This is a genomic window from Segatella cerevisiae (assembly GCF_024054555.1).
Lineage (GTDB): Bacteria > Bacteroidota > Bacteroidia > Bacteroidales > Bacteroidaceae > Prevotella > Prevotella cerevisiae.
In genome coordinates, this window is the sequence record NZ_JAMXLY010000011.1 from 14,609 (window position 1) to 37,952 (window position 23,344).

At 46.5% G+C, this 23,344-nt stretch carries 19 protein-coding genes and 1 tRNA gene; 8 read left to right on the forward strand and 12 right to left on the reverse strand.

Annotation, left to right across the window (positions count from 1 at the left end; all coding sequences use genetic code 11):
- Nucleotides 1-3: 3 nt before the first annotated feature.
- The 4 genes from NG821_RS04380 (at nucleotide 4) to pdxT (ending at nucleotide 3,294) form a co-directional block, all read left to right on the forward strand.
- Complete coding sequence (locus NG821_RS04380; RefSeq protein ID WP_252760445.1) at nucleotides 4-597, forward strand: GNAT family N-acetyltransferase; 594 nt, start codon at nucleotides 4-6, stop codon at nucleotides 595-597.
- Nucleotides 598-726: 129 nt separating this feature from the next.
- Nucleotides 727-1,662, forward strand: a complete 936-nt coding sequence (locus NG821_RS04385) for a hydroxymethylpyrimidine/phosphomethylpyrimidine kinase (RefSeq protein WP_252760446.1) — start codon at nucleotides 727-729, stop codon at nucleotides 1,660-1,662.
- 127 nt (nucleotides 1,663-1,789) lie between these two features.
- Nucleotides 1,790-2,665, forward strand: coding sequence for a pyridoxal 5'-phosphate synthase lyase subunit PdxS (gene pdxS / locus NG821_RS04390; RefSeq protein ID WP_252760447.1), 876 nt, complete (start codon nucleotides 1,790-1,792; stop codon nucleotides 2,663-2,665).
- Nucleotides 2,666-2,712: 47 nt separating this feature from the next.
- Nucleotides 2,713-3,294: a pyridoxal 5'-phosphate synthase glutaminase subunit PdxT gene (gene pdxT, locus NG821_RS04395; RefSeq protein WP_252760448.1), complete on the forward strand. Its 582-nt coding sequence runs from the start codon at nucleotides 2,713-2,715 to the stop codon at nucleotides 3,292-3,294.
- 74 nt (nucleotides 3,295-3,368) lie between these two features.
- On the opposite strand, the gene NG821_RS04400 is transcribed toward pdxT, so the two are convergent.
- The 10 genes from NG821_RS04400 to pfkA form a co-directional block, all read right to left on the reverse strand.
- Nucleotides 3,369-4,340, reverse strand: coding sequence for a F0F1 ATP synthase subunit gamma (locus tag NG821_RS04400; RefSeq protein WP_252760449.1), 972 nt, complete (start codon nucleotides 4,338-4,340; stop codon nucleotides 3,369-3,371).
- A 6-nt stretch (nucleotides 4,341-4,346) separates the two neighbouring features.
- Nucleotides 4,347-5,933 (reverse strand): F0F1 ATP synthase subunit alpha, encoded by a 1,587-nt coding sequence (gene atpA, locus NG821_RS04405; protein ID WP_252760450.1) that lies wholly within the window; start codon nucleotides 5,931-5,933, stop codon nucleotides 4,347-4,349.
- A 55-nt stretch (nucleotides 5,934-5,988) separates the two neighbouring features.
- Complete coding sequence (locus NG821_RS04410) at nucleotides 5,989-6,522, reverse strand: F0F1 ATP synthase subunit delta (protein ID WP_252760451.1); 534 nt, start codon at nucleotides 6,520-6,522, stop codon at nucleotides 5,989-5,991.
- 5 nt (nucleotides 6,523-6,527) lie between these two features.
- Complete coding sequence (gene atpF, locus NG821_RS04415; protein WP_252760452.1) at nucleotides 6,528-7,034, reverse strand: F0F1 ATP synthase subunit B; 507 nt, start codon at nucleotides 7,032-7,034, stop codon at nucleotides 6,528-6,530.
- Nucleotides 7,035-7,068: 34 nt separating this feature from the next.
- Nucleotides 7,069-7,308 carry an ATP synthase F0 subunit C gene (gene atpE, locus NG821_RS04420; RefSeq protein ID WP_252760453.1) on the reverse strand — a complete coding sequence of 80 codons (240 nt, stop codon included), beginning with the start codon at nucleotides 7,306-7,308 and terminating at the stop codon, nucleotides 7,069-7,071.
- A gap of 42 nt (nucleotides 7,309-7,350) precedes the next feature.
- On the reverse strand, nucleotides 7,351-8,463 hold the full coding sequence (gene atpB / locus NG821_RS04425) for a F0F1 ATP synthase subunit A (RefSeq protein ID WP_252760454.1): 1,113 nt from the start codon (nucleotides 8,461-8,463) through the stop codon (nucleotides 7,351-7,353).
- A 7-nt stretch (nucleotides 8,464-8,470) separates the two neighbouring features.
- A complete protein-coding gene (locus NG821_RS04430; protein ID WP_252760455.1) occupies nucleotides 8,471-8,890 on the reverse strand; it encodes a hypothetical protein in 420 nt (139 codons plus the stop codon).
- On the reverse strand, nucleotides 8,875-9,114 hold the full coding sequence (atpC, locus tag NG821_RS04435; RefSeq protein ID WP_252760456.1) for an ATP synthase F1 subunit epsilon: 240 nt from the start codon (nucleotides 9,112-9,114) through the stop codon (nucleotides 8,875-8,877). Before atpC ends, NG821_RS04430 begins: the two co-directional genes overlap by 16 nt.
- A gap of 55 nt (nucleotides 9,115-9,169) precedes the next feature.
- A complete protein-coding gene (atpD, locus tag NG821_RS04440; protein ID WP_252760457.1) occupies nucleotides 9,170-10,696 on the reverse strand; it encodes a F0F1 ATP synthase subunit beta in 1,527 nt (508 codons plus the stop codon).
- A gap of 172 nt (nucleotides 10,697-10,868) precedes the next feature.
- Complete coding sequence (pfkA, locus tag NG821_RS04445; protein WP_252760458.1) at nucleotides 10,869-11,846, reverse strand: 6-phosphofructokinase; 978 nt, start codon at nucleotides 11,844-11,846, stop codon at nucleotides 10,869-10,871.
- Between the two features lie 711 nt (nucleotides 11,847-12,557).
- Here pfkA and NG821_RS04450 point away from each other — a divergent pair.
- The 4 genes from NG821_RS04450 (at nucleotide 12,558) to NG821_RS04465 (ending at nucleotide 22,410) form a co-directional block, all read left to right on the forward strand.
- Nucleotides 12,558-13,529 carry a glycosyltransferase family A protein gene (locus tag NG821_RS04450; RefSeq protein ID WP_252760459.1) on the forward strand — a complete coding sequence of 324 codons (972 nt, stop codon included), beginning with the start codon at nucleotides 12,558-12,560 and terminating at the stop codon, nucleotides 13,527-13,529.
- Between the two features lie 103 nt (nucleotides 13,530-13,632).
- Nucleotides 13,633-15,846, forward strand: a complete 2,214-nt coding sequence (locus NG821_RS04455; RefSeq protein WP_252760460.1) for a DUF5686 family protein — start codon at nucleotides 13,633-13,635, stop codon at nucleotides 15,844-15,846.
- 85 nt (nucleotides 15,847-15,931) lie between these two features.
- Entirely contained in the window at nucleotides 15,932-19,312 is a 3,381-nt protein-coding gene (locus NG821_RS04460) for a UvrD-helicase domain-containing protein (RefSeq protein ID WP_252760461.1), read from the forward strand.
- A gap of 95 nt (nucleotides 19,313-19,407) precedes the next feature.
- Complete coding sequence (locus NG821_RS04465; protein WP_252760462.1) at nucleotides 19,408-22,410, forward strand: PD-(D/E)XK nuclease family protein; 3,003 nt, start codon at nucleotides 19,408-19,410, stop codon at nucleotides 22,408-22,410.
- Between the two features lie 183 nt (nucleotides 22,411-22,593).
- Here NG821_RS04465 and NG821_RS04470 read toward each other — a convergent pair.
- Together NG821_RS04470 and NG821_RS04475 are read right to left on the reverse strand one after the other, a co-directional pair.
- Nucleotides 22,594-22,682 (reverse strand) — tRNA-Ser (locus NG821_RS04470).
- 62 nt (nucleotides 22,683-22,744) lie between these two features.
- Complete coding sequence (locus NG821_RS04475; protein ID WP_252760463.1) at nucleotides 22,745-23,329, reverse strand: IMPACT family protein; 585 nt, start codon at nucleotides 23,327-23,329, stop codon at nucleotides 22,745-22,747.
- Between the last annotated feature and the right edge of the window lie 15 nt (nucleotides 23,330-23,344).

A 23,344-nucleotide genomic window follows, 5' to 3' on the forward strand; every position in this document is an offset into this window, starting at 1 on the left:
CCGATGATGAACATCAGAAAAGCCAGGAAAACAGAAAGCGGACTCATCGCTTCACTGATCATGGAAGCAATGGATGCCGAGTGCTGCCAATATCTGGCAGGACCGGAGCATACGCTGGAAGAGTTTCACCAACTGATGAGTCAGTTGGTATCAGAAAGCGGAAACCTTTACAGTTATCAAAACATTTTGGCCGCTGTCGATGACCGGGACCGGATCACGGGCATCTGCGTGTCCTATGACGGAGCACAGTTCCGACAGTTGCGTGAACCCTTTGTCCAAAAAGCCAAAGAAGACTTTGGGATAGACCACAGCCAACTACAAGATGAGACCAATGCGGGGGAGTTGTATATCGACAGTCTCTGTGTTGTCGCGTCCGCCCGTCATCAGGGCATTGCCACGGCCTTGCTGAAAGCGGTCCTGCAGCAAGCCGGTCAATCGGGATTCCAATCTGCCGGATTGCTGGTAGACAAAAATAATCCCAAAGCAGAAAGACTTTATCTGTCTTTAGGGTTCCAATATGTGGAAGACGCTTCTTGGGCAGGCCATGCCATGAAACATCTGATGCGGTCTGTACCGAGAGCGGACAACAATCAATAGTCCATCCGTTTTGCATTCGCAAAGGATTGGAAATTATTATACAAAGTTTCGTTTCTTTTGACTAAATGAGAACAGAATTTTGTCATTCTGGCAAAATTCCGTTACTTTGCAACAAACGGGAAACGGAAGATGGCTACAATACTGACCATAACAGGTTCTGACAGCACCGGAGGGTCCGGTGTCCAGGCTGACATCAAAACGATATCAGCCCTCGGAGGGTATGCGCTGTCCGCAATCACTTCCATCACCGTACAGAATACCCTTGGTATCCAGGCTTTCTACGATGTCCCTTCAGAAATCGTCAGGGGTCAGATGGAAGCGATCATCGACGATATGCAGCCGGATGTCGTAAAGGTCGGTATGATCCGTAACCTCAACACGTTGCAGGCGATCGTGGAAGAACTGATGCAATACCGCCCGAAGTATATCCTGTACGATCCCATCATCTATTCCAGCAATGGGGACCAGTTGATGTCGGACGCCCTGATCTTCAAGATCCGGCAACTCCTCATCCCGCTCTGCTCCATCGTGATCCTGCACAAGCATGAGTCAGAACTGATCCTCGGCAAGGACAGCAATGCCCATGTGCTCTACCTTGACGATCACCTGATGCACGGGCAAACCAACACTTTCTCGTCAGCCATCGCCGTCTACCTGAGCAAGGGACTCTCCGAACAGGATGCCATCAGGGAAGCGCACGGTTATATCAACCTGCAGATATCCCGGGCCAAAGGTCCTCAGAGCAGGAGCACCGAACTCTACAATGAGTTTATCGACACCGTTACCCGCCATTTCCATACCAACAGTGACGTGGCTTTCTATGCCAACTGCCTCAATGTGAGCAGCAGGTACCTGGCACAGGTCACACACCGGATATCGGGGAAATCCCCCAAGGGTATCATTGACAAGATGGTCACAGACGCAGTAGAAACAGAACTGAAAACAACGAATAAGAACGTTCAGGAAATAGCTTATGATTTTCATTTTCACTCACAAGCCCATTTCTCCAAGTTTTTCAAGAAACAGACGGGGATGACTCCCGGCGCTTTCAGGAAAACACGCTGAACTTCCCCGCACTTTCATTTCTTCTATCCGGTCTGTATCCGTCATGAGCAACAGGACATTCAATCCTCCCAAAAGGAATTGAATCTCTGAAAATACAAACGAAACATATTCATTAAAATCTATAGAAATGAAAGAAGACAGACAAACTTTGAACCGGAATCTCGCACAGATGTTGAAAGGTGGGGTCATCATGGACGTCACGACACCGGAACAGGCCAAAATCGCTGAAGATGCAGGCGCATGTGCCGTCATGGCACTGGAACGGATTCCTGCAGATATTCGCGCTGCCGGCGGTGTAGCACGCATGAGTGATCCGAAAATGATAAAGAGTATCCAACAGGCTGTATCCATCCCTGTGATGGCGAAATGCCGCATCGGTCATATCGCTGAAGCACAGATCCTGCAGGCGATCGACATCGACTATATTGACGAGAGTGAAGTGCTCTCCCCTGCCGATGATGTCTACCATATCGACAAGACAAAATTTGAGGTCCCCTTCGTCTGTGGAGCCAGGAACCTCAGTGAGGCCCTCCGGCGTATTGCCGAGGGAGCGACCATGATCAGGACCAAGGGTGAGCCGGGCACAGGCGATGTCGTACAGGCCGTCAAACACATGAGACTCATGCAGAGTGAGATCAGGCACCTCGCCTCGATGCAGGATGACGAGTTGTATGAAGCTGCCAAGAATCTCGAAGCCCCTTATTCTCTCGTGAAATATGTCCACGAACATCAGAAACTGCCTGTCGTCAATTTCGCTGCCGGAGGAGTCGCTACACCTGCCGACGCTGCCCTGATGATGGAACTCGGAGCTGAGGGGGTCTTCGTAGGAAGCGGTATCTTCAAAAGCGGCAATCCGCCTAAACGCGCCGCTGCCATCGTCCAGGCTGTGACCAACTATAATGATCCGAAAAAACTGGCTGAGCTCTCTGAGGACCTCGGTGAAGCAATGGTCGGAATCAATGAAGAGGAAATATCTGTTCTAATGGCCGAAAGAGGGAAATAACCATTCGCTCATTCAGGCGGTTTCATTTTAACAAGATACTTAAACAGATGAGAATTGCAGTTTTAGCTCTTCAGGGCGCATTCATAGAACATGAGGAAATGCTTAGGAAACTGGGGGTGGAAACTTTCGAGATCCGGCAAGGGGATGACTGGCAACAGCAAAAGGACGGTCTCGTCATTCCGGGAGGAGAAAGTACGACCCAACTCAAACTCCTCAAGGACCTCAGACTATTGGAGCCCATCAGAGAAGCCATAGAACGGGGTCTGCCGGTCTTCGGGACTTGCGCCGGACTTATCCTATTGGCCAAGAAGGTCATAGATGAAGATTTTGACCGGATTTCAACGATGGACATCACCGTCTGCCGCAATGCTTACGGCAGGCAGACCGGGAGTTTCTATACAGAAGCCCCCGTGAAACAGATCGATAAGAAAATCCCCATGACTTTTATCCGTGCCCCTTACATCCAGTCTGTAGAGGGAAAGACAGAAGTCCTCGCTACCGTTGACAGGCATATCGTCGCTGCAAGAGAAGGGAATCAACTCGTGACTGCTTTCCATCCCGAACTGAACGACGATCTTTCCATGCACCGGTTCTTCATTGAACAACTCTGCAAGGGAAAGACGAAGTAGGAAAAAGATACGGAAACGACAGAAACAAAAAACGAGATGCCTCTAGTGCATCTCGTTTTGCTATTAAGAAGAAATCAATTGTTCTGAACAGAGCCACCTTCCATATCAAGGAGTTCATTTGTGATGGCCTGCTGACGACTCTTGTTGTACTGGAGGTTCAACGTATGCAGGATATCATCTGCATTATCCGTTGCCGTCTGCATGGCTACCATTCGGGCAGCATTCTCACTGGCTAGGCTATCCAGCAAAGCGGTGTAAACCATCAGATGCAATTGCTTCGGAATCAATGCCTGAAGGACAGTCTTCATGTCGGGTTCTATGATAAAGTCATCATTCAATTGGATGCCGATATCCTTCCCCTGACGGGCATCTGCCTCACCTTTCTTCTTCAGGTACTCCTGCACTTTGGCAGAGGTCTGATTGGAAGACAGGTCACGGTCATTGTCCGCACCTAAAGCCTCCGTAGAGAGGTCTATAGGCAGAAAGACTTTCCGTGTGAGAATCTGACTTCCGGCACTCTTGAAATGATGGTAGATGATCTCCACCTTGTCAAATTCACCCTTCAGAAACTTCCGGGCTGCATCGCTGGCTATCTCTTCACATTGCCGGGCATTGGGTTTGTCTGCCAGTTCCCGATAGTCTCCGATAGACTGCAGGCCGAGTTTCTTGACGGCTTCAGCAACCTTTAAACCAACCGGATAGACAGACACCTCGATGCCTTTAGACTGATATTCCTGTACTGCCTGAGTCATCATCTTGATGACACTTGCATTAAAGCCTCCACACAAAGAATTGTTGGAACTGAAAACTATCAACGCAGCCTTCTTCACTTCACGACTTGCCTGAAAGGCACTCTCGGGTTCCGGCATGGAAACCAGAAAACTCTTGAGAATGTGTTCAAGCAAATTCTCATACGGCAGCATGTTCTGAATGGCCACCTGCGCATGATGAAGTTTTGAGGACGCCACCATCTTCATAGCACTCGTAATCTTACGGGTACTCTTCACACTGGCGATACGGGTCTTTATCTCTTTTAATGAAGGCATGGGCTATTATGCTTTAAATTGACCGGCAACATTAGCCATCACTTCCCCGATGACCTTCGTGTCATCATCAGTCAACTTTCCGCTACCTAAGGTATCCAGAATGTCCTGATGACGTGAACGCATGGCGTCAAGGAACTGACTCTCACAATCGCGGACCTTGTCTACAGGTACATCATGCAACAGACCGTGTACGCCGCAATACAATATAGAGATCTGCTCACCTATTGACATAGGACTATATTGGGGCTGGATCAAGAGTTGGTTGATCTTACGGCCTCTATCCAATGCCATAGCTGTCACATTATCCATATCACTGGCAAACTGGGAGAAACTCTCAAGTTCACTGTACTGTGCCATATCGATCTTCAACGTACCGGCAACTTTCTTCATACTCTTGATCTGAGCAGAACCACCGACACGGGATACAGATATACCCACATTGATAGCCGGACGGAATCCTTGGTTGAAAAGATTACTTTCCAGATAGATCTGACCATCAGTGATGGAAATGACATTCGTAGGAATATAAGCTGCGACATCACCTTCCTGCGTCTCAATGATAGGTAATGCGGTCAGGGAACCACCCCCCTTGACATGACCCTTCATGCACGCTGGCAGGTCATTCATCGTCTCCGCGATCTCCTGCTGATCATTGATACGGGCAGCACGCTCCAAAAGACGGGAATGGAGATAGAAGATATCACCCGGATAGGCCTCACGACCTGATGGCCGGCGAAGAATCAGGGAGATCTCACGATAGGCTACGGCCTGCTTACTCAAGTCATCGTAAACGACCAATGCTGACAAACCGCGATCACGGAAATACTCTCCGATGGCAGCGCCTGCAAATGGTGCATAGTACTGCAATGCTGCAGGATTGGCAGCCGTCGCACTGACGACAATGGTATAAGGCATAGCCCCCTTGTCCTCTAAGGTCTGTACGAGGGACGCTACGGTAGATGCTTTTTGGCCGATAGCGACATAGATACAATAGACAGGTTTGCCTGCTTCATAGAGGCTCTTCTGATTGATGATCGTATCTACGGCAATGGCAGTCTTACCGGTCTGACGGTCCCCGATGATCAACTCACGCTGTCCTCTACCGATAGGGATCATGGAGTCAATGGACTTCAGACCCGTCTGCAAAGGCTCGTTCACAGGCTGACGGAAGATCACACCCGGAGCCTTTCTATCCAAAGGCATCTCAAAAGAACCGGTCAGGTCGATATCGCCCTTGCCGTCAATAGGATTGCCCAATGGATCGACAACACGCCCCAGGAAATTATCATTGACGCGAATGGAAGCAATACGATGCGTACGCTTCACTTTCTCGCCTTCCTTTATGCCTTCAGTAGGACCCAAGAGGATACAACCTACGTTATCCTCCTCCAGGTTCATGACAATGGCTTCAGTGCCGTTTTCGAACTGGAGAATTTCACTGGACTCGACATTACGCAGGCCATAGATACGGGCTACACCATCTGCGACAGTCAGGACGGTACCTACCTCGTCAAACTGTTCCGCATTGTTGATGCCCCGCAATTCATTCTCCAGAACCTCGGACACTTCGCTTGGTTTAATATTATCTGGCATTTTATTCTATTAAAATTAATGTTTGGACTCGAAATATTATTTCGTATTCCACTATTTATAAAAACTGTGCATACATCGTCCGGAGCATCGTCTTCACGCTTGCATCCAACTGATATGTATCGTATTCAAGGATGAAGCCCCCGATAATATCGGGATCGGTCTCAGTCTTGAATTCTACAGTTCCCTTAGTCCTACTCTCCACCAGTTTCTGCATCTTCTGTTCAATGACAGGAGTTACGGGAACGGCAGTCGTAAGAATACCACTGGTGATGTTCTTCTGTTGTCTGTAAAGAGAGATATACGAAGCAGCCATGAGTTGCAGGGTGCTCTCCCTATCCCCTTTGAGAACAAGAGCGATAAACTTTCTACTGAGTTCTGAAGGGTTGCCACCCATAGCAGTCTCCAGCAGATGCGTCTTCTTGTCCTTACCGAGCATAGGGTTGTCTATCGTGTATTTCAGATCATGCACTTTCAGGAAACTCTGATAGAGTGTCAGCATCTCCTTGTATACCTGATCTTCGACTTTCAGTGCCGTGGCACTCTTGATGAGTGCCCGGGCATATCTAACCGATATTACACCTAAATCCATAAGCGTTAATCTTTCTTATTTTCAGAATGAACTTCATCCAGCAGTCGATCAATCAACTCCATCTGTTTGTCTTGGGAAGAGAGTTCCTTGCGCAGGATCTTCTCGGCGACCTGAATGGAAAGAGAGACCACTTGCGAACGGATGTCCTGAACGGCATTTTTCTTTTCCGTTGCAATTTGGGTCTGTGCTTCCTTCAGCAGGCGGGCTCCTTCTTCCTTGGCCTTGTCTTGAGCTTTCTCGACAATGGCATCACGCGTATCGGCAGCATCCTTTAAGATCTGTGCCTGTTTTTCGCGTGATTCCTGCAGAATGGATTCTCCCTCTTTCTGGATGTTTGCCAGTTTCTCATCAGCCTCATGAGCATGACGAATACTTTCGTCGATGTTCTTCTTCCGTGCGTTTACCATCTTGACGATAGAAGGGAAGCCCCATTTCAGTAAAATGAGGAAGACGATGATGAAGACTAGCGTCATCCAAAAGAGTAAACCGCTATCTGGAATCAATAAATCCATATATACTGGTTAAAGTTTACAATTCAAACCAAAATTACATAACGATAGCCAACAGTGCGATGATGATAGCAAAGAATGCTACACCTTCAACAAGAGCGGCTGCAATAATCATGGAAGACAGCAACCTGGAACGCTCCTGGGGTTGACGAGCCATGGCGTCCATGGCCTGACCACCAATTTGACCAATACCTATACCTGCACCGATTACGGCAAGACCAGCACCTATTGCTGCGCCACACTTTGCAACTTCTGCTGCTAACAATAATGAAAACATAGTGATAATTTTTTAATTGTTTATTAATTCTTTCTAATATAATTATGCTTTAGCGGTCTCCGGCTCTGGTTTCACATGGGCCAAATGAATGAACACCGCACTTAACATCGTAAATACCAATGCCTGGATGTAACATACCAGGATCTCCAACAGCATCATGAAGATGCTCATGGCTATACTTACTATTGTCATTCCCGAACCTGCTGCGGCATTGACCACTGCATTCTCACTAATATTGAACATGATGAATATCATGGCTGCAAAGGACAAGGCGATAGCATGTCCTGCAAGCATATTAGCGAAGAGTCGGATGATCAGAGCCAGAGGCTTCGTGAAGATACCGAACAATTCAATGAACGGCATGAACGGCACCGGGCACTTCAACCACAGAGGCACCTTAGGCCAAAAGATATCTTTCCAATACTGCTTGGAACCCGTCACATTCGTAATGAGGAAGGTGGTAATACCCAAGAAGAATGTACAGGCGATGTTGCCTGTCAGGTTACCGCCCCCCGGAGGGAATGGCACGACACCCATAATATTGGCAAGGAAAACAAAGAAGAAACAAGTCATCAGCCAAGGACCATATTTCTCGGTCTCTTCATCTGACATGGTAGACTTGATCACATCATTGTACACCGACATGACGAACATGTGCATCAAACCTGTAAAGCCTTTAGGTGCCGCATCATCCCATTTGTGACGCCTGCACCATCGGGCCGGTACCAATACACATATCAGCAACAAGATCGCATCGATGAACAGGACACACACCGTCTTCGTGATGGATATATCAAGAGGCCGCACTTCCTGGCCATGGACCATCTCTACGATCTTGCCGGGATGTACTTTAGAATCACTGTTCTTGATATAGAGGCCGAAAGGCCCCGGACGATTTCCGTTAGCATCCTTGGATTCACTGAATTGGCTGCTGCAGAAGACATGCCATCCTGTACTGCTCTTTACAATCACAGGAAGATGGATGACTACAGGAGTCTTGCCGATCTGAGTGACATGCCAGTCATAAGAATCTTTGATATGCCCCAACAAAATGTTCTTCACATCAATCTGCTGCTTAGCTGAAACGGCAACAGGTGCAACCGTCAGGAGCATCAAGACAATGAAAAACAATTGTTTGAGTTTCGTTTTTTTCATTCTGATCCTATTTAATATTCTTTTTTTCTACTCGGACAAAGTATATGCAGTCAAACGCCAAAAGCACGATATAGAACACAGCAAAGATCACTGCAAAACCTATAACGGCATGCTTCTCGCGGACGACAACAAAATAGATGAGAAAAACAGTCAGCACCAAAAGCAACCTCAATACTGAGCCTGCCAGATAGAACCGGATCAAGTTGACTGGAGAAGACTGCGCTACCTTTTTCCAGCATGCACCGTAAACCGTATTGCATACCAGGGAAAATACCACAGTCACTACCAAAGCCTTGAGCAATGCCGTGTCCTGCATGATCTGCATTACGAACAGCGACAAAAGCATCAGCGCAGCGATAATCCAGATAGAATACTGCTTGTACTTTCGGGCTACTCTGTCTATTCCTGAATCTATACTTCGACGCATAGCGAAATAACGTTCTTCTGTACTTCGACAAAGCCTTCCTTAATATCCAAACTCTTAAGGCCCTCCTTAGTCGTATACTCCACTTTTCCAGCATTCAAGGAAGAAATGATGGGAGCATGATCTGTCAATATCTCGAAAGGCCCTGAAGTACCCGGGACCGTTAGGCTTTCTACATCACCGGTAAATACCACTTTCTCCGGAGAAATAATCTTTAATTTCAGCATACCTGATCATTAAAATGAGTACAATCCGGATGCCATATTCTGGCATCCTATGGATTTATCCTTTAGCAGCCTCAAGCAGTTTCTTGCCCTTGGCGATAGCATCGTCAATCGTTCCGACATTGAGGAATGCCTGCTCAGGCAGATCGTCTACTTTACCGTCAAGGATGGCATTGAACCCGCGGATGGTCTCCTCGATAGGTACCATCACACCTTTCAAACCAGTAAACTGTTCTGCAACGGTAAACGGCTGTGACAGGAAGCGCTGTACTCTACGGGCACGACTGACAACGAGCTTGTCCTCATCTGAGAGTTCATCCATACCCAGAATAGCGATAATATCCTGCAGTTCATTGTAACGCTGGAGCAATTCCTTCACGCGTTGTGCGCAGTCGTAATGAGCCTGTCCGATGACATTCGGGTCAAGGATACGGGATGTACTGCCCAGAGGGTCTACAGCCGGATAGATACCCAATGCCGTGATCTTACGAGACAGGGAAGTCGTCGCATCCAAGTGCGTAAATGTTGTGGCAGGTGCCGGGTCAGTCAAGTCATCAGCCGGCACATACACAGCCTGCACTGAAGTAATAGACCCCTGTTTGGTAGAAGTAATACGCTCCTGCATCTGTCCCATCTCACTGGCCAATGTAGGTTGGTAACCTACTGCCGAAGGCATACGTCCCAGCAATGCGGAAACCTCTGAACCGGCTTGTGTGAAACGGAAAATATTGTCAATGAAGAACATGATATCAGCTGCTTCTCCATTCTTGCCGCCATGGTCACGGAACTCCTCGGCAATGGTCAGTCCTGAGAGCGCAACTGAAGAACGTGCCCCAGGTGGTTCATTCATCTGACCATAGACAAGCGTAGCCTGACTCTTTGCCAATTCCTCCGGATCGACAAGCGACAAATCCCATTTGCCTTCATCCATGGCCTTCTTGAACTTGTCTCCATATCTGATAACGCCGGAATTGATCATATCACGAATCAAGTCGTTCCCTTCACGGGTACGCTCTCCGACACCTGCAAATACAGAATATCCGTTGTGGCCTTTGGCGATGTTGTTGATCAACTCCATGATCAGCACGGTCTTGCCTACACCGGCACCACCGAACAATCCGATCTTACCACCCTTCAAATAAGGTTCGAGCAAGTCGATCACCTTAATACCTGTAGGCAACATTTCCTTGCGGGTAGAAAGTTCGTCGAATTTAGGCGGCTCACGATGAATAGGATAAGCCCCTTTCATATCCAAAGACTTCATACCGTCTATAGGTTGGCCGATGACGTTCAGCATTCGACCTTTCAACTGTCCTCCTGCTGGCATGACGATAGGGCTGCCTGTAGGTGTCACCTCCAGGTCGCGCTGTAAACCGTCTGTACTATCCATTGCCACACAACGAACGGTATCTTCACCGATATGTTGTTTCACCTCCATGACCAATACACGACCGTCAGGACGTTTAACTGTCAGAGCTTCGTTGATTTTAGGAAGCACCTTTTCCGCATCCAGACCCTTTGTATCGAAAAAGACATCGATAACAGGTCCGATGATCTGTGAGATGCGTCCAGTAATTTGTGACATAAGCTTTATTCTTTTAAATGATTAACTCTAATTCTTTTCAAATCCTTTACAAGATACTAATACCCTGTTTATGCGAACACAAAACTACATAATATTTCTGTAAACTACAAATGAATTATGAGTTTTGTTCGCAAATATCATAATAATTTAGACCTATCAAACAAGTTATATATTATATGCTGAGTTCGTCAAGCACTTTGATCAAATTTCTGTCAAAAGGCTTATCACTTCGTACGGCTTCGCTCAACGGCACATAAGTCACTTCGTTGTTTCTTACGCCGACCATGATATTGCGTTGTCCCTGCATAATAGCCTCAACAGCTCCCACTCCGGTTCGGCTCGACAGAATCCGGTCACGTGCCGAAGGACTGCCTCCGCGCTGCAGATGTCCCAGAATAGATACCCGGACGTCATACTGCGGAAACTCTTTCCTGACACGACCGGCATAATAGAGGGCACCGCACTTGGGACTCTCTGAGACGATGACGATACAACTCTTCTTGGACTTACGGATACCGCGCTCCATGAATTGTGCAAGTTGGTCCACATCAGTGGAATCCTCTGGGATAATAGCAGCCTCAGCTCCACTGGCTATAGCACTGTTCTGAGCCAGGAAACCTGCGTCACGACCCATCACTTCCACGAAGAAGATGCGCTCATGGCTCTGGGCTGTATCACGGATACGGTCCACACACTCCACAATCGTATTCAGCGTCGTATCATAACCGATCGTATTGTCGGTACCGAAAAGATCATTATCAATCGTACCTGGAAGACCTATACATGGGTAATCAAAATCCTGACCGAAATGCATGGCACCTGTCAACGAACCGTTCCCGCCGATCACGACCAAGGCGTCAATGTTTTCATTCTTCAAATTGTCATAAGCTTTCTGGCGACCCTCCTCGGTCATAAAATCCTTAGAGCGCGACGTTCTAAGAATCGTACCGCCTCGACCTATGATACCACTGACATTCTCAGTGGTAAAAGGTTTGATTTCACCATTGATCAGACCGTCATATCCCCGATAGATAGCTTTAATCATAAAGCCATTGTAAATACCGGCACGTGTCACCGCACGGATAGCTGCATTCATACCGGGAGCATCACCCCCTGAAGTCAAGACTCCAATCGTTTTAATTTTTGCCATACTGAGTAACCTTATTATAATATAAATATTGTTTCCTCTTACCTAAAATTCCTACACGGATCCTCCTCATGACTTTGCATTCATGGTTGCCGGTCGATCAAACGTATTCTCTGTCGACACCTCCGGCAGATTTTACCAGGTAACTGCTTTTCCATGAAAGAAGAATTCCGATACCTTAAAACATGAAAATTCCGCCTTACTACTCCACTTCATATTTCTAATCAGGAAGAGAGAAGGAGATCTACTATTGTGTACCTTAACAGCATACTACCTAAAACTAAATAACTTTCCTACAAAGTTAACAAATTATCTGAAAAAGCTCTCTATCATAACGAAAAATTAAATCGGTTTAACACAGAAATGACTGAATAAAATCCTTAAATTTAACAATTGTCAAGTGAGCTTTACAAAAGGTCACCAATTACGGGTATGAGATGATTTGCCGTCACTCTCAAAAGGCTATCGGGATAAGTCTTGTTGTCATGTCCGTTCTTTTTCATCGCAAGCACGTTAAATATGATAACTTTTCAATTTTATCCTTCTATTTTTCAACTGAAATACGTATCTTTGTAACGTTGAAAGATTGTGATTAGAACTTATATGCTCCAAATGCTTATGAACATATATCACTCATAAAGAAAAGCGTATTCCTTCGGGAATATCTGGAATTCTATGAAAACAAAATGTCAAATCCTTTAGGAATCAACAACTATGCCGGCAAAGCCAATTGATATAGCAGACTCAACACCACTCATCAGTTTTATCATTACGACCTGTGGCGTACCTGATGATATACTCCAGAACTGTATCCATCATATCATATCCCTGTCTCTGAACGCCAACGAGCGGGAGATCATCCTCATAGACAACGGTCTAGAAGATCCGCCTTCAAAAGAGCTCCTCGACATGGATGAGAATATGATCTATGCGAGAAAGCAGAACATCAGTCTCGCTGCAGCCCGGAATATGGGAATCCAACTGGCGTCCGGGGAATACATTCAGTTTCTGAGCGGCAGTGACTATCTGCTTACAGCTCCTTACGAACATTGCCTGGACATCGTCAGATTCCATCAACCGGATATCGTCTTCTTTCAGGAGACGCACAAAGAGAAAGCGGGAACGTCCTTCACCTTCGTAGGCCCTATCACAGGCAGTTCCTATCTTCATGACTACCATCTCAATCCTGCAGCTTGTCAGTATATTTTCAGAAGCAAGATATTAGGCAGCCTCAGGTTCTCCACCAAGATCATACATGAAGATGAAGATTTTACGCCCCAACTATGTCTCCGCAGCGAACGGATCTACTTTACTGATGCGGACGCTTATTTCTGTAGACCGCAACGTGGCACGGAGACGGTAGGACAAGACAAGCGGTATCATCTGACCAGATTGACGGATATCGAAAAAGTAATCGCGCACCTCCAGGATTTGGCTGATCATCTCGGAGAATCAGACCGTGTTGCCTTGAATCGTCGTGTCGCTCAATTATCCATGAACTATTTGTATCAGACTATCCAGATAACACGAAGCAACCGGCACCTGAATGATGCCGTCGAATGGCTTCGGAAGAGAGGACTCTTTCCGCTTCCTGACAAGAAATACAGTCGGAAGTATCGTCTTTTCAGAAAGTTGGTCAATACAAGTGCCGGCCGCAGGCTATTACTTTTCCTTCTGCCCCGATGAGACGACAGTTTCAGTACAATGAAACCGTCCCCTCAACCTTCTGAGATTTCTGTTTTTCCTTAATGCAATTTTGAAGAAACAAAAGCTATTCATAATAGGATCTTTGATTCTGACTTTAGTCACAGTAAACCATACAGAATCATTTGGCAAAAAGCAAGTTGATACAAGATTACTTCAACGTGTCTTTGTGTATGCCAATGACTTGAGCCTTCAAGGTATACCGGATTCGATCCTCTCAAATATCTATTTGAAATGCCGGACGCACATAGACCGGAAGAACCCGTTGCTTTATGCTATCCCCACCATGTATGACATCGCGAGGGATCATCGGCGGGATTTCCTGAATGAGAGTTTTTCCAGTGTGATTTTCTTCACCAACGGAGGCGACAAAAGAACGCAGATCAAGACTCTCCTGATGCATTCGACCGTCTATCATTCCCGCAAACTCCTGCCTGTCATCTTCGAGTATCTCCAGCCGACCCTCTATGATGTCACACTCTTCAAGGGCATTATCCTTTCTCCTCTTGTCAAGAGCAACAAGCGTTTTTATCACTATCGTTCCATCAAATACGGGCTCAATCAGACCCGTTTTTTCATCCGCCCGAAAATCACGAATACCCAGTTGGTTAAAGGTTGGATCATCGTGGACAACAATACTGGGAGAGTCGATCACTTTTTCTTCGAAGGCGAATACGACATGATCCACTTTGTGCTTCAGGGTGAAATGGGTAAAGACGGCATCAAATCGCTATTGCCCAAACGCTGCAATATCATCACGAAGATCTGTACGCTGGGCAATCGTCTCCACTCTTGGGTCACATTGGTTTATGACCTCAACTGCAAGATACCCACTCCCGCCAACACCTCTGAAAGTCTCGCCCTTCTGGACAGCATTCGCCCTCTCCCGCTGACCGAAGAGGAGAAGAAGATTCTGGATGCAGACGATTCCATCAAAAACGCCAAAGCGAACCCATCCGATTCCCTTTCTCGGGTCAATCCTTCAGAGCACAGGGACTCTACGGAATTGACAGATTCTGTCGTTCAACAATCCGGACAGACTGACAGCAGTTCGGAGGCGGGCAAAGCCGTTGGAGGGATAGCAGGAAAGGTCCAAAAGGAACCCTTGAAGAAAAAGAATGACGATAGTATCAGCATCATCAAATCGGACAAACAGGAAAAGGCTAACAGAACCTCTTTCTGGAACATCATCAGAAAGAACATGCTGACCCATATCAATACGGATATCGGGGATAAGAAACAAGGACATATCAAGACGGATCCGATCTTCAATCCTTTCTATTTCGGTTATACCCGTCGAAAGGGCGTTGTATACCGCTTCGATGTGAAAGGCTATTATAATTTCACGCCCAACAAGGACCTCTCAACGCGTATCAAGATGGGCTACTCTTTCAAATGGAAGAGATTCTTATACGATATCCCGATCACTTTCAACTATAACAAAAACCGAAACGGATGGGTAAAAGTGGAATACTTCAACGGTAACAGGATCACCAACTCCAATATCCTTGACGAGATCAAAGGTCAGAAACCGGACTCCATCGACTGGAAGAAAATGAATCTGGATTATTTCAATGACCTGGGTTTGAAGATCAGTACGAGTTATCAGGTCATCAAGCATCATCTTGACATCCAAGGTGGTCTGATCTGGCACAAACGTACGGCAGTGGAAAAAGAAGGATTCATCCAAGCCGGTAAACCTACGAGTTATTGTTCTTCCGCACCTTTCCTGCAAGTGCAGTATACCCCATTCAACCAATACGGCCCTGTCATCAATGCCAGTTATGAACGCGGCATCAAAGGTTTCGGAGGCGGAGAGATCAATTATGAGAAATGGGAAGTCGACGGACAGGAGATCTACAGTATGCCCTGTATGCGGTCCTTCTCCCTGCGGCTGGGAACGGGACTTTATACCGACAAAAGCAAGGGCAGTTATTTCCTGGATTACAGCAATTTCCGGGAAGACTACATTCCGGGAGGCTGGAATGATGAATGGAGCGGAGAATTTGAACTGTTGAATTCCAACTGGTACAACGCTTCCAAATTCTATGTCCGTGCCAACGCAACCTACGAATCACCGATGCTCCTTCTCTCGTGGATACCGTTCGCTGGTCAGGTTGTGGAAAAAGAACGCATCTATGTCAGCGCCCTTTCCATTCAAAAGATAACGCCTTATGTTGAGGTGGGCTACGGTTTTACCAACCGGCTTTTCTCTATGGGAATCTTCTGTGGGTGCAGCCATCACCATTTCGAAGGATTCGGTGTGAAATGGGGATTTGAACTGTTCAACAACTGGTGACAAGAGTCTTGTACCTGCCAGAAGTTCAAGTCTGTTGCCGGGCAATCATACGAAACTATTTAATAAAGGATAAACAAAAGAAATAATGACGAATACGCTGAAACCTTTAACCGTCTATAGTGCAAGTGCAGGGGCTGGAAAGACCTTCAAACTTGCCACTCAATATATTTCTTTACTGATATTGAACCCGCTGTCTTACCGGAGCATCCTCGCCGTCACCTTTACGAATAAGGCTACGGAAGAGATGAAAATGAGGATACTCTCCCAACTCTACGGCATTTCCAAAGGCTTGAATGATTCCAAGGCTTATCTGAACGAAATCATCAGTACGACAGGTTTGCAGAAACCCATGATCAAGCAACGCGCCAGTTGGATTCTCAAGCTTCTCCTCCACCATTATGACGATTTCAAAGTGGAGACGATCGATGCTTTCTTTCAAACTGTTTTGAGAAATCTCGCCTATGAACTTAATTTGACAGCTAACCTGAAGATCAGTCTGAATGACCAGGAGGTACTGGACCAGTGCATCGACAATCTCATCGAACAACTGGATGAAAATAGTCCGGTACTCCGCTGGATCATGGATTATATCCATGAAAAGATGGACGACGATAAAGGCTGGAATATCATCCGGCAAATCAAGGACTTCGGAAAGAACATCTTCGGGGATGCCTATAAAAAAAATTTCAAGGAACTGGAGCCTTTGATGGCACCCGGAAATGAATTCTTTACTAAATTCTCCGAGCACCTCCACTGCATCAAGACTAATGCTGAACAGACGATCAAGCAATATGCAGACCGGTTCTTTCAGACAATGGAAGAAAGTGGTTACAGTGCATCTGATCTCAGCAGGGGAGAAAAAGGAATATGGAATTATTTCTCAAGACTCCAAAGTGGAGAGTTTACAGACGATGCTAAGTTACATAATAATACCGTTAAGAAATGCCTTGAAGATCCCAAGAACTGGGTCACGAAACAAAATGCTGTTCCGGGGAAGGGAGTCTATGCTTTGGTTGAGGCTAAGTTATGGCCATTGTTGAAGGAGGCTGAATCCAAACTTCTTGACTTGGTCAATGACTACAAGTCCGCTGACCTCACCTTAAGACATCTCAATACGCTGAGGCTCCTCGGGAAGATCGGAGAAGAAGTCAGGACAAGCAATCAGGAAGCCAGCCGGTTTCTCCTCAGCGACACTCAGAACCTGTTGTCCTCTCTGATCGATGACAGTGACTCGCCTTTTATCTTTGAAAAAATCGGTGCCCGACTGGAACATATCATGATAGATGAGTTTCAAGACACGAGCCGAATCCAATGGGACAATTTCAAAGTTCTCTTGAAAGAGACCATGTCTCATGGATTGCCGCCATCGAAGAATATCGCCCAGAACCTGATCGTCGGGGACATCAAGCAAAGCATCTACAGATGGAGAGGCGGTGACTGGAAACTGCTCCAAGGCATTAAAGATGAATTTTCTGGTCAAGTAGACAAGAAGAATCTGGATACCAATTTCCGATCTGACAGGAACATCATCAATTTTAATAATACCTTCTTCGAGAAGGCCACACAAAGCAGCATCTGGTCTGCTGATGGAAAGGCCCAAGAGCAGTTGACAAAAGCTTACAACATCAAAGACCTCCGTCAGGAAATTCCGGCAAGCAAAGGCGACAATGGTTCCGTCCATATAGAACTGCTCCCAAACAATGAAGACTATCATGACCTTATGCTCCAGAAGACAGTTGAGATGGTCCGCCAGTTGCTTCAAGCCGGTTGCAAGGAGCGGGATATCGCCATTCTCGTCAGGAAGAATCCGACCATCCAGGAGATCGGTTCCTACTTTATGGATCAGTTGCCTGAGGTGACACTCGTCAGTGACCTCGCATTCCGGTTAGACGCTTCTCAAGCCGTCAATATTCTGATAGATGCCCTCCGGTTGATGATCCATCGTGATGATGCCCTCTCCTTATCCAATCTGACCAAGGCCTATCAGACCGAGATCAAGCATCCGGGGAAATCAGACAACGAACTTTTTCTGTGTCCCGGGAAAACAGTGAAAGAACGTCTGGAATCCCAATTGCCCGAAGCCTATATCAATCACCTCGACGAACTGATGAGGCTGCCGCTGGTGGACCTGATAGAGCAACTCTATGCGATCTTCGAACTCAGTCAATTGAATGAGCAAAGTGCGTATATCTGTGCCTTCTATGATCAGGTCAATGCTTACCTTCAGGAAAACAGTCCAGACATTGAGGATTTCCTGAATGTCTGGGATGAGAATCTGCACACGCAGTCCATCCAAAGTGAAGAGGCAAACGGCATACGCCTACTGACCATTCACAAGAGTAAAGGACTTGAGTTCGACCATGTCATCATCCCGTTCTGCGACTGGATATTTGAAAAACCAGGTTATACGCTCTGGTGCTCTCCAGAGAAGAACCCATACAATGAACTGCCCGTTATTCCTGTTGACCTATACAAAAAACAGATGTGCGGATCAGTATTCGAACATTTCTACAAGGAAGAACACTCCCAGAATGTCGTCGACAACATGAATCTTCTCTATGTCGCATTCACCCGTGCCAAAAGAGGGCTCTATATCTTCGGGAAGAACAAAGACAAGGATAAAGCGTCTCACAAGACAAAGTCCACCAGTTCGCCGGCAGGACCTGTTGACGAAAGTGACGTCATCGGGAGAGTCCTTCCAGATATTGCCGATGAACTCCAGGTCTCTGTATCGAAAGTGTCTGAGAATGAGGGACAGCCTTCCGATCAGGATGATAAGAGTACTAAAGGCAAAGACAGCGCACAAGAGACGCTTGTCTTCGATTATGGTACCCCGGACATCAAGACAGCAGGACCTCAGGAAAAAGTTTCCGACAATATCTTCCTGCAGCCTGTTCTATCCAAGAAGATCACCGTCAACAATTATCGGAACAGAGTGGATTTCCGAGAGAGCAACAAGAGCAAGGACTTTATCGAAGGTGATGATGAAGAGATTCAGGAGCAGAATGAATACATCAGGACAGGAAATGTCATGCATGCGATCTTCTCTTCCATCCGCACTTTGGATGATGTTGACCAGGCTCTTGATCAACTGGAGCAAGACGGTGTGCTGGATACCGGCAATTTAAGTAAGGAGAAGTTGAAAGACATCATGAGACAAAGGCTCGAATCAGATAAAGTGAGAGATTGGTTCTCAAGTCGTTGGGAGTTATTCAACGAGTGTACGATTTTGTACCGGGACCCGGACACCAACGAGACCATAGAGAAGCGACCAGACAGGGTCATGGCAGACGAAAAAGAGATGATCGTTGTCGACTTCAAATTCGGGAAACCGCACAAAGAATACGAAGACCAGGTCAGAACTTACATGTCCCTCCTCTCCCAAATGCAGCAACTGCCCGTCAGCGGGTACCTCTGGTATGTCTACCCTAATCGTATCCAGCAGGTCCTGCCCACGAAGTCATAATCAAACCGGAATATTCTCCGATAAATAGAACAACGATAACAGACATCCGTCAGACAACTCTGACGGCATCAATTTTAAAATCATCATAACGATCCATGAATACTTTCCTCCATTATGTAGCTCAAGATATGATCCGGAAATACGGACAACAACTCAGTCATATCGCCGTAGTCTTTCCGAATAAAAGAGCGTCACTGTTCCTGAACCAAGAACTCTCAGGGTTGGTCAATCACCCCTTGTGGAGTCCGACTTGCATTACGATCAGTGACCTATTCAGAGAACATAGCCATCGAACTGTAGGAGACCCGATCAAACTTGTCAATGAACTCTATAAAGTTTATCACGAAGTGACCGGAGAAGACGTATCCTTGGATAAATTCTATGGCTGGGGACAAATGCTGATCGCTGACTACGATGATATCGACAAGAATATGGCCGATGCCGACAAAATCTTTGAGAATCTTAAAGATATCCATGAGTTGGACGACATCAGCTACCTCAACCATGAACAGAAAGAGATATTGAAGCGCTTCTTCAGCAGTTTCTCGGAAGACCAGGACAAAGCATTGAAAAAGCGGTTCATCACACTTTGGAGTCACATGGGAGACATTTACCATCAGTTCAATGCCGTATTGCAGGAAGCCGGAATAGCCTATGAAGGTGCGCTCTATAAGGAAGTGGCGACTGACCCCAATCTGGAAATGGATCATTCCATGTACCTTTTCGTGGGTTTCAACATGATGCAGAAGGTGGAACTGGCTCTCTGCGACAGACTGAAAGAGAAGGGTAAAGCCAAATTCTACTGGGACTTCGACGACTATTATATGCCTAAAAAGGGTGAGGATCACGAAGCCGGGCATTTCATCTCCTTGTATCTGAGGAATTATCCCAACGAACTGGACAATTCCGCTCCGGAGATCTATCAGAACATGGTAAAGCCGAAAGATATCTCCTTGATCAGCGCAAGCACAGAGAACCTCCAGGCACGGTATGTCAGTGACTGGCTGAGGGAGAATCATCGTATTGAAGCAGGCAGCCGCACCGCCATCGTCATGGCAGATGAAAGCCTCCTGCCCACGATCATCCACAGTTTGCCCCCTGAAGTTGACAAAGTCAATGTGACGACAGGATATCCGCTTTCCCAATCACAGGTCAGCACACTTGTCAAACTGCTGATCGATGTGCACACGCATTTCTATCGCAAAGATCTGAAGAAGTTCATGTTTCGGGGCATCAATAAGATCCTGCAGCATCCCTATGCCAGATTTCTGTCCCCACATATTCAGGAATTTGCCGATAACCTAAACAAACATAAACGATTCTATCTGTCTGAGGAAGAACTTGAGACATGGTGCAGGGATACTCCTATCGAACCCGACAACGGACTGGCAATTCTGTTGCGGTCTCCTGACTATACGTTGAGCGAGATGTCTCACTGGTTATTGGAGATCCTTCAAATAATAGGTGTCAACTATCACAGAGAACTCAAGGACAAGCAGGACCGAATCAATGCCGATCCACTGTTCCAAGAGTCGCTGTTTCAAATGTATACACTCATCAACCGGCTCTGCACGCTCATTGACCAGGAGGGGCTCAACATCGACATCAATACCTATCAAAGACTGATGAACCAACTCATAGCGGCCACGACAATTCCTTTTCACGGTGAACCGGCTGTGGGTATTCAAATCATGGGAATACTGGAGACCCGAAACCTGGATTTCGAGCACGTCCTCCTGCTGTCCTGCAATGAAGGCAATATCCCAAAGGGTGTCAACGATACGTCTTTCATCCCTTATTCCATCCGAAAAGTTTATGGTCTGACAACAGTAGACCATAAGGTCGCCATCTATTCCTATTATTTCTACCGGCTCCTGCAAAGGGCCAAAGACATCACCATCGTTTACAATGATGCCACCAACAACGGACAGACAGGAGAGATGTCCCGATTCATGCTCCAACTGATGGCAGAGAGCCCGCAATCCATCAAACTCGAGAACCTCGTCACTGGGCAGAAACCAGCGGTGCGCCCACACCAGTCCATCAAGAAAGACGATTCTGTCATGCAGGCCATCCGACGCATCAATCGTCTCTCTCCTACTGCCCTGAATACTTATATCAGATGCCAACTCCAGTTCTACTACAAGTATATTGCAGGTATCAAGGAACCAGACGACATAGACGAGGATAGGGTCGACAACAGAACCTTCGGAAACATTTTCCATCAAGCCTGCCAACTCTTCTATCTGCAATGTGCGCCTCCCGATGCCATTCGAACCATAGACGCTCAAGGGGGACAAGTACGGGAATTGATACACCCTGTGGAAATCAGCAAAAAAATACTTGACTACGCTCTCAGTCATACTGCCCTCATCGAGAAATGCGTAGACGATGCTTTCAGACAAAACTTATTCAAGGTCAGCCCCACGACTAAAATAGAATACAATGGGTTGCAGATCATCAACCGGCAGGTCATCATTGACTACCTCAAGAAACTCCTGCAGATCGACAGGAATACTGCACCTTTTTATATTATGGGTTTGGAGAAGCATGTCGAATCCACCATCCGCTTCAAGACACAAGAGGGTGACCGATCCATGACCTTTTATGGAAGTATAGACAGACTCGATCAGATCAAACGCACCGAAGGAAAGACCATCCGCGTCATTGACTACAAGACGGGGAACAACAACAAAATGTCCATTAAGAATTTGGAAGAGATATTCTCGGGAAAGAAACTGTCGAGTCACTCGGACTACTATCTTCAAGCCATGCTCTATTCCAGTATTGTCAGGAACAAGAAAGATGCCAATGGCAACCAAATGTATGATACCGATGAGCTCCCCGTCAGTCCCTCTTTACTCTTTATCCAACATGCGGGTACAGAAGTCCTCCCGCTCAAGATCGGCAAAGAACCCATTACAGATATCAAGGATTATGAGAATGCCAACGGAGATGTAAAAACCGACAATTTCGAAGGGAATATCAGGAATACCCTGTCAGATCTGTTCAATCCCGGTCTTGACCTGAATGCGACAGAAGATTCAAAGCAATGCGAACATTGTCCCTATGCCAGACTCTGTTGCGGTAAGAGATAAAGACGAGAATAACAAAATATGGAATGAACGTTTCAATGCTTTTTATCGAACCCTTTCGGGAAACAAGAAAGCATGAAAGTCAAAAAGAAAATACCGGTATCAGCGATAATTGATTGAAAACGTCAAACAAGATGAGGCAACACTTCCCCCACGACTGTCTTTCAATCTTTTATCTGCGAATTGCGGAAGATGAGGGATTCAAACCCCCGATACCCGAAAAGGGGTATACCGGATTTCGAGTCCAGCGCATTCGGTCACTCTGCCAATCTTCCAATCCTCATTGGGCCTACAAAAATACAACTTATTACGGACATAGCCAAGAAATCAGGCGAAATTATTCAAAACTCAAATTCGACAACCGGCGTCGAACCTCTTCGGCATCCCCTTTTCTGATGCTCAGGCGGATACTGCAATTGGTATCAAAATTCCGGCTGATAATCTTGAGGTCCATCTCTTTGACCAAATGCATCACTGCATTCATCATCGGGTAAGTGAATTGCCAGTCTATGACCTCTTCGACATATCTTGTAACGATGTCAGTATGATTCAACGCATCGTCAGCAGCCGTGCGATAAGCTCGAATCAGGCCGCTCGTCCCGAGTTTCACCCCACCAAAATAGCGAATGACAAAGACGACCACATCCGTCAACTGATGACTGAGGATCTGTCCCAATATCGGTTTTCCGGCTGTAGACGAAGGTTCTCCGTCGTCGACCATCCTCGAATCATCCTGCTCTGGACCGAGAAGATAAGCATAACAGACATGACGGGCATCGTAGTATTTCTCCTTATAAAATTGATGAAGGTTCTTTACCTCATCACGGGTACTGACATGATGAGCAAAGGCGAAGAACTTACTTCGTTTCTCGGAGTAGAATCCTTCGCCTGTACCATTTATAGTTGTATACTCATCTATCATCCGGCAGCAAACTGA

Excerpts from the sequence above, each read along its gene's own strand:
- NG821_RS04380 (WP_252760445.1), top strand. The coding sequence starts at position 4 with ATGATGAACATCAGAAAAGCCAGGAAAACAGAAAGCGGACTCATCGCT.
- NG821_RS04385 (WP_252760446.1), top strand. The coding sequence starts at position 727 with ATGGCTACAATACTGACCATAACAGGTTCTGACAGCACCGGAGGGTCC.
- pdxS (WP_252760447.1), top strand. The coding sequence starts at position 1,790 with ATGAAAGAAGACAGACAAACTTTGAACCGGAATCTCGCACAGATGTTG.
- pdxT (WP_252760448.1), top strand. The coding sequence starts at position 2,713 with ATGAGAATTGCAGTTTTAGCTCTTCAGGGCGCATTCATAGAACATGAG.
- NG821_RS04400 (WP_252760449.1), bottom strand. The coding sequence starts at position 4,340 with ATGCCTTCATTAAAAGAGATAAAGACCCGTATCGCCAGTGTGAAGAGT.
- atpA (WP_252760450.1), bottom strand. The coding sequence starts at position 5,933 with ATGCCAGATAATATTAAACCAAGCGAAGTGTCCGAGGTTCTGGAGAAT.
- NG821_RS04410 (WP_252760451.1), bottom strand. The coding sequence starts at position 6,522 with ATGGATTTAGGTGTAATATCGGTTAGATATGCCCGGGCACTCATCAAG.
- atpF (WP_252760452.1), bottom strand. The coding sequence starts at position 7,034 with ATGGATTTATTGATTCCAGATAGCGGTTTACTCTTTTGGATGACGCTA.
- atpE (WP_252760453.1), bottom strand. The coding sequence starts at position 7,308 with ATGTTTTCATTATTGTTAGCAGCAGAAGTTGCAAAGTGTGGCGCAGCA.
- atpB (WP_252760454.1), bottom strand. The coding sequence starts at position 8,463 with ATGAAAAAAACGAAACTCAAACAATTGTTTTTCATTGTCTTGATGCTC.
- NG821_RS04430 (WP_252760455.1), bottom strand. The coding sequence starts at position 8,890 with ATGCGTCGAAGTATAGATTCAGGAATAGACAGAGTAGCCCGAAAGTAC.
- atpC (WP_252760456.1), bottom strand. The coding sequence starts at position 9,114 with ATGCTGAAATTAAAGATTATTTCTCCGGAGAAAGTGGTATTTACCGGT.
- atpD (WP_252760457.1), bottom strand. The coding sequence starts at position 10,696 with ATGTCACAAATTACTGGACGCATCTCACAGATCATCGGACCTGTTATC.
- pfkA (WP_252760458.1), bottom strand. The coding sequence starts at position 11,846 with ATGGCAAAAATTAAAACGATTGGAGTCTTGACTTCAGGGGGTGATGCT.
- NG821_RS04450 (WP_252760459.1), top strand. The coding sequence starts at position 12,558 with ATGCCGGCAAAGCCAATTGATATAGCAGACTCAACACCACTCATCAGT.
- NG821_RS04460 (WP_252760461.1), top strand. The coding sequence starts at position 15,932 with ATGACGAATACGCTGAAACCTTTAACCGTCTATAGTGCAAGTGCAGGG.
- NG821_RS04465 (WP_252760462.1), top strand. The coding sequence starts at position 19,408 with ATGAATACTTTCCTCCATTATGTAGCTCAAGATATGATCCGGAAATAC.
- NG821_RS04475 (WP_252760463.1), bottom strand. The coding sequence starts at position 23,329 with ATGATAGATGAGTATACAACTATAAATGGTACAGGCGAAGGATTCTAC.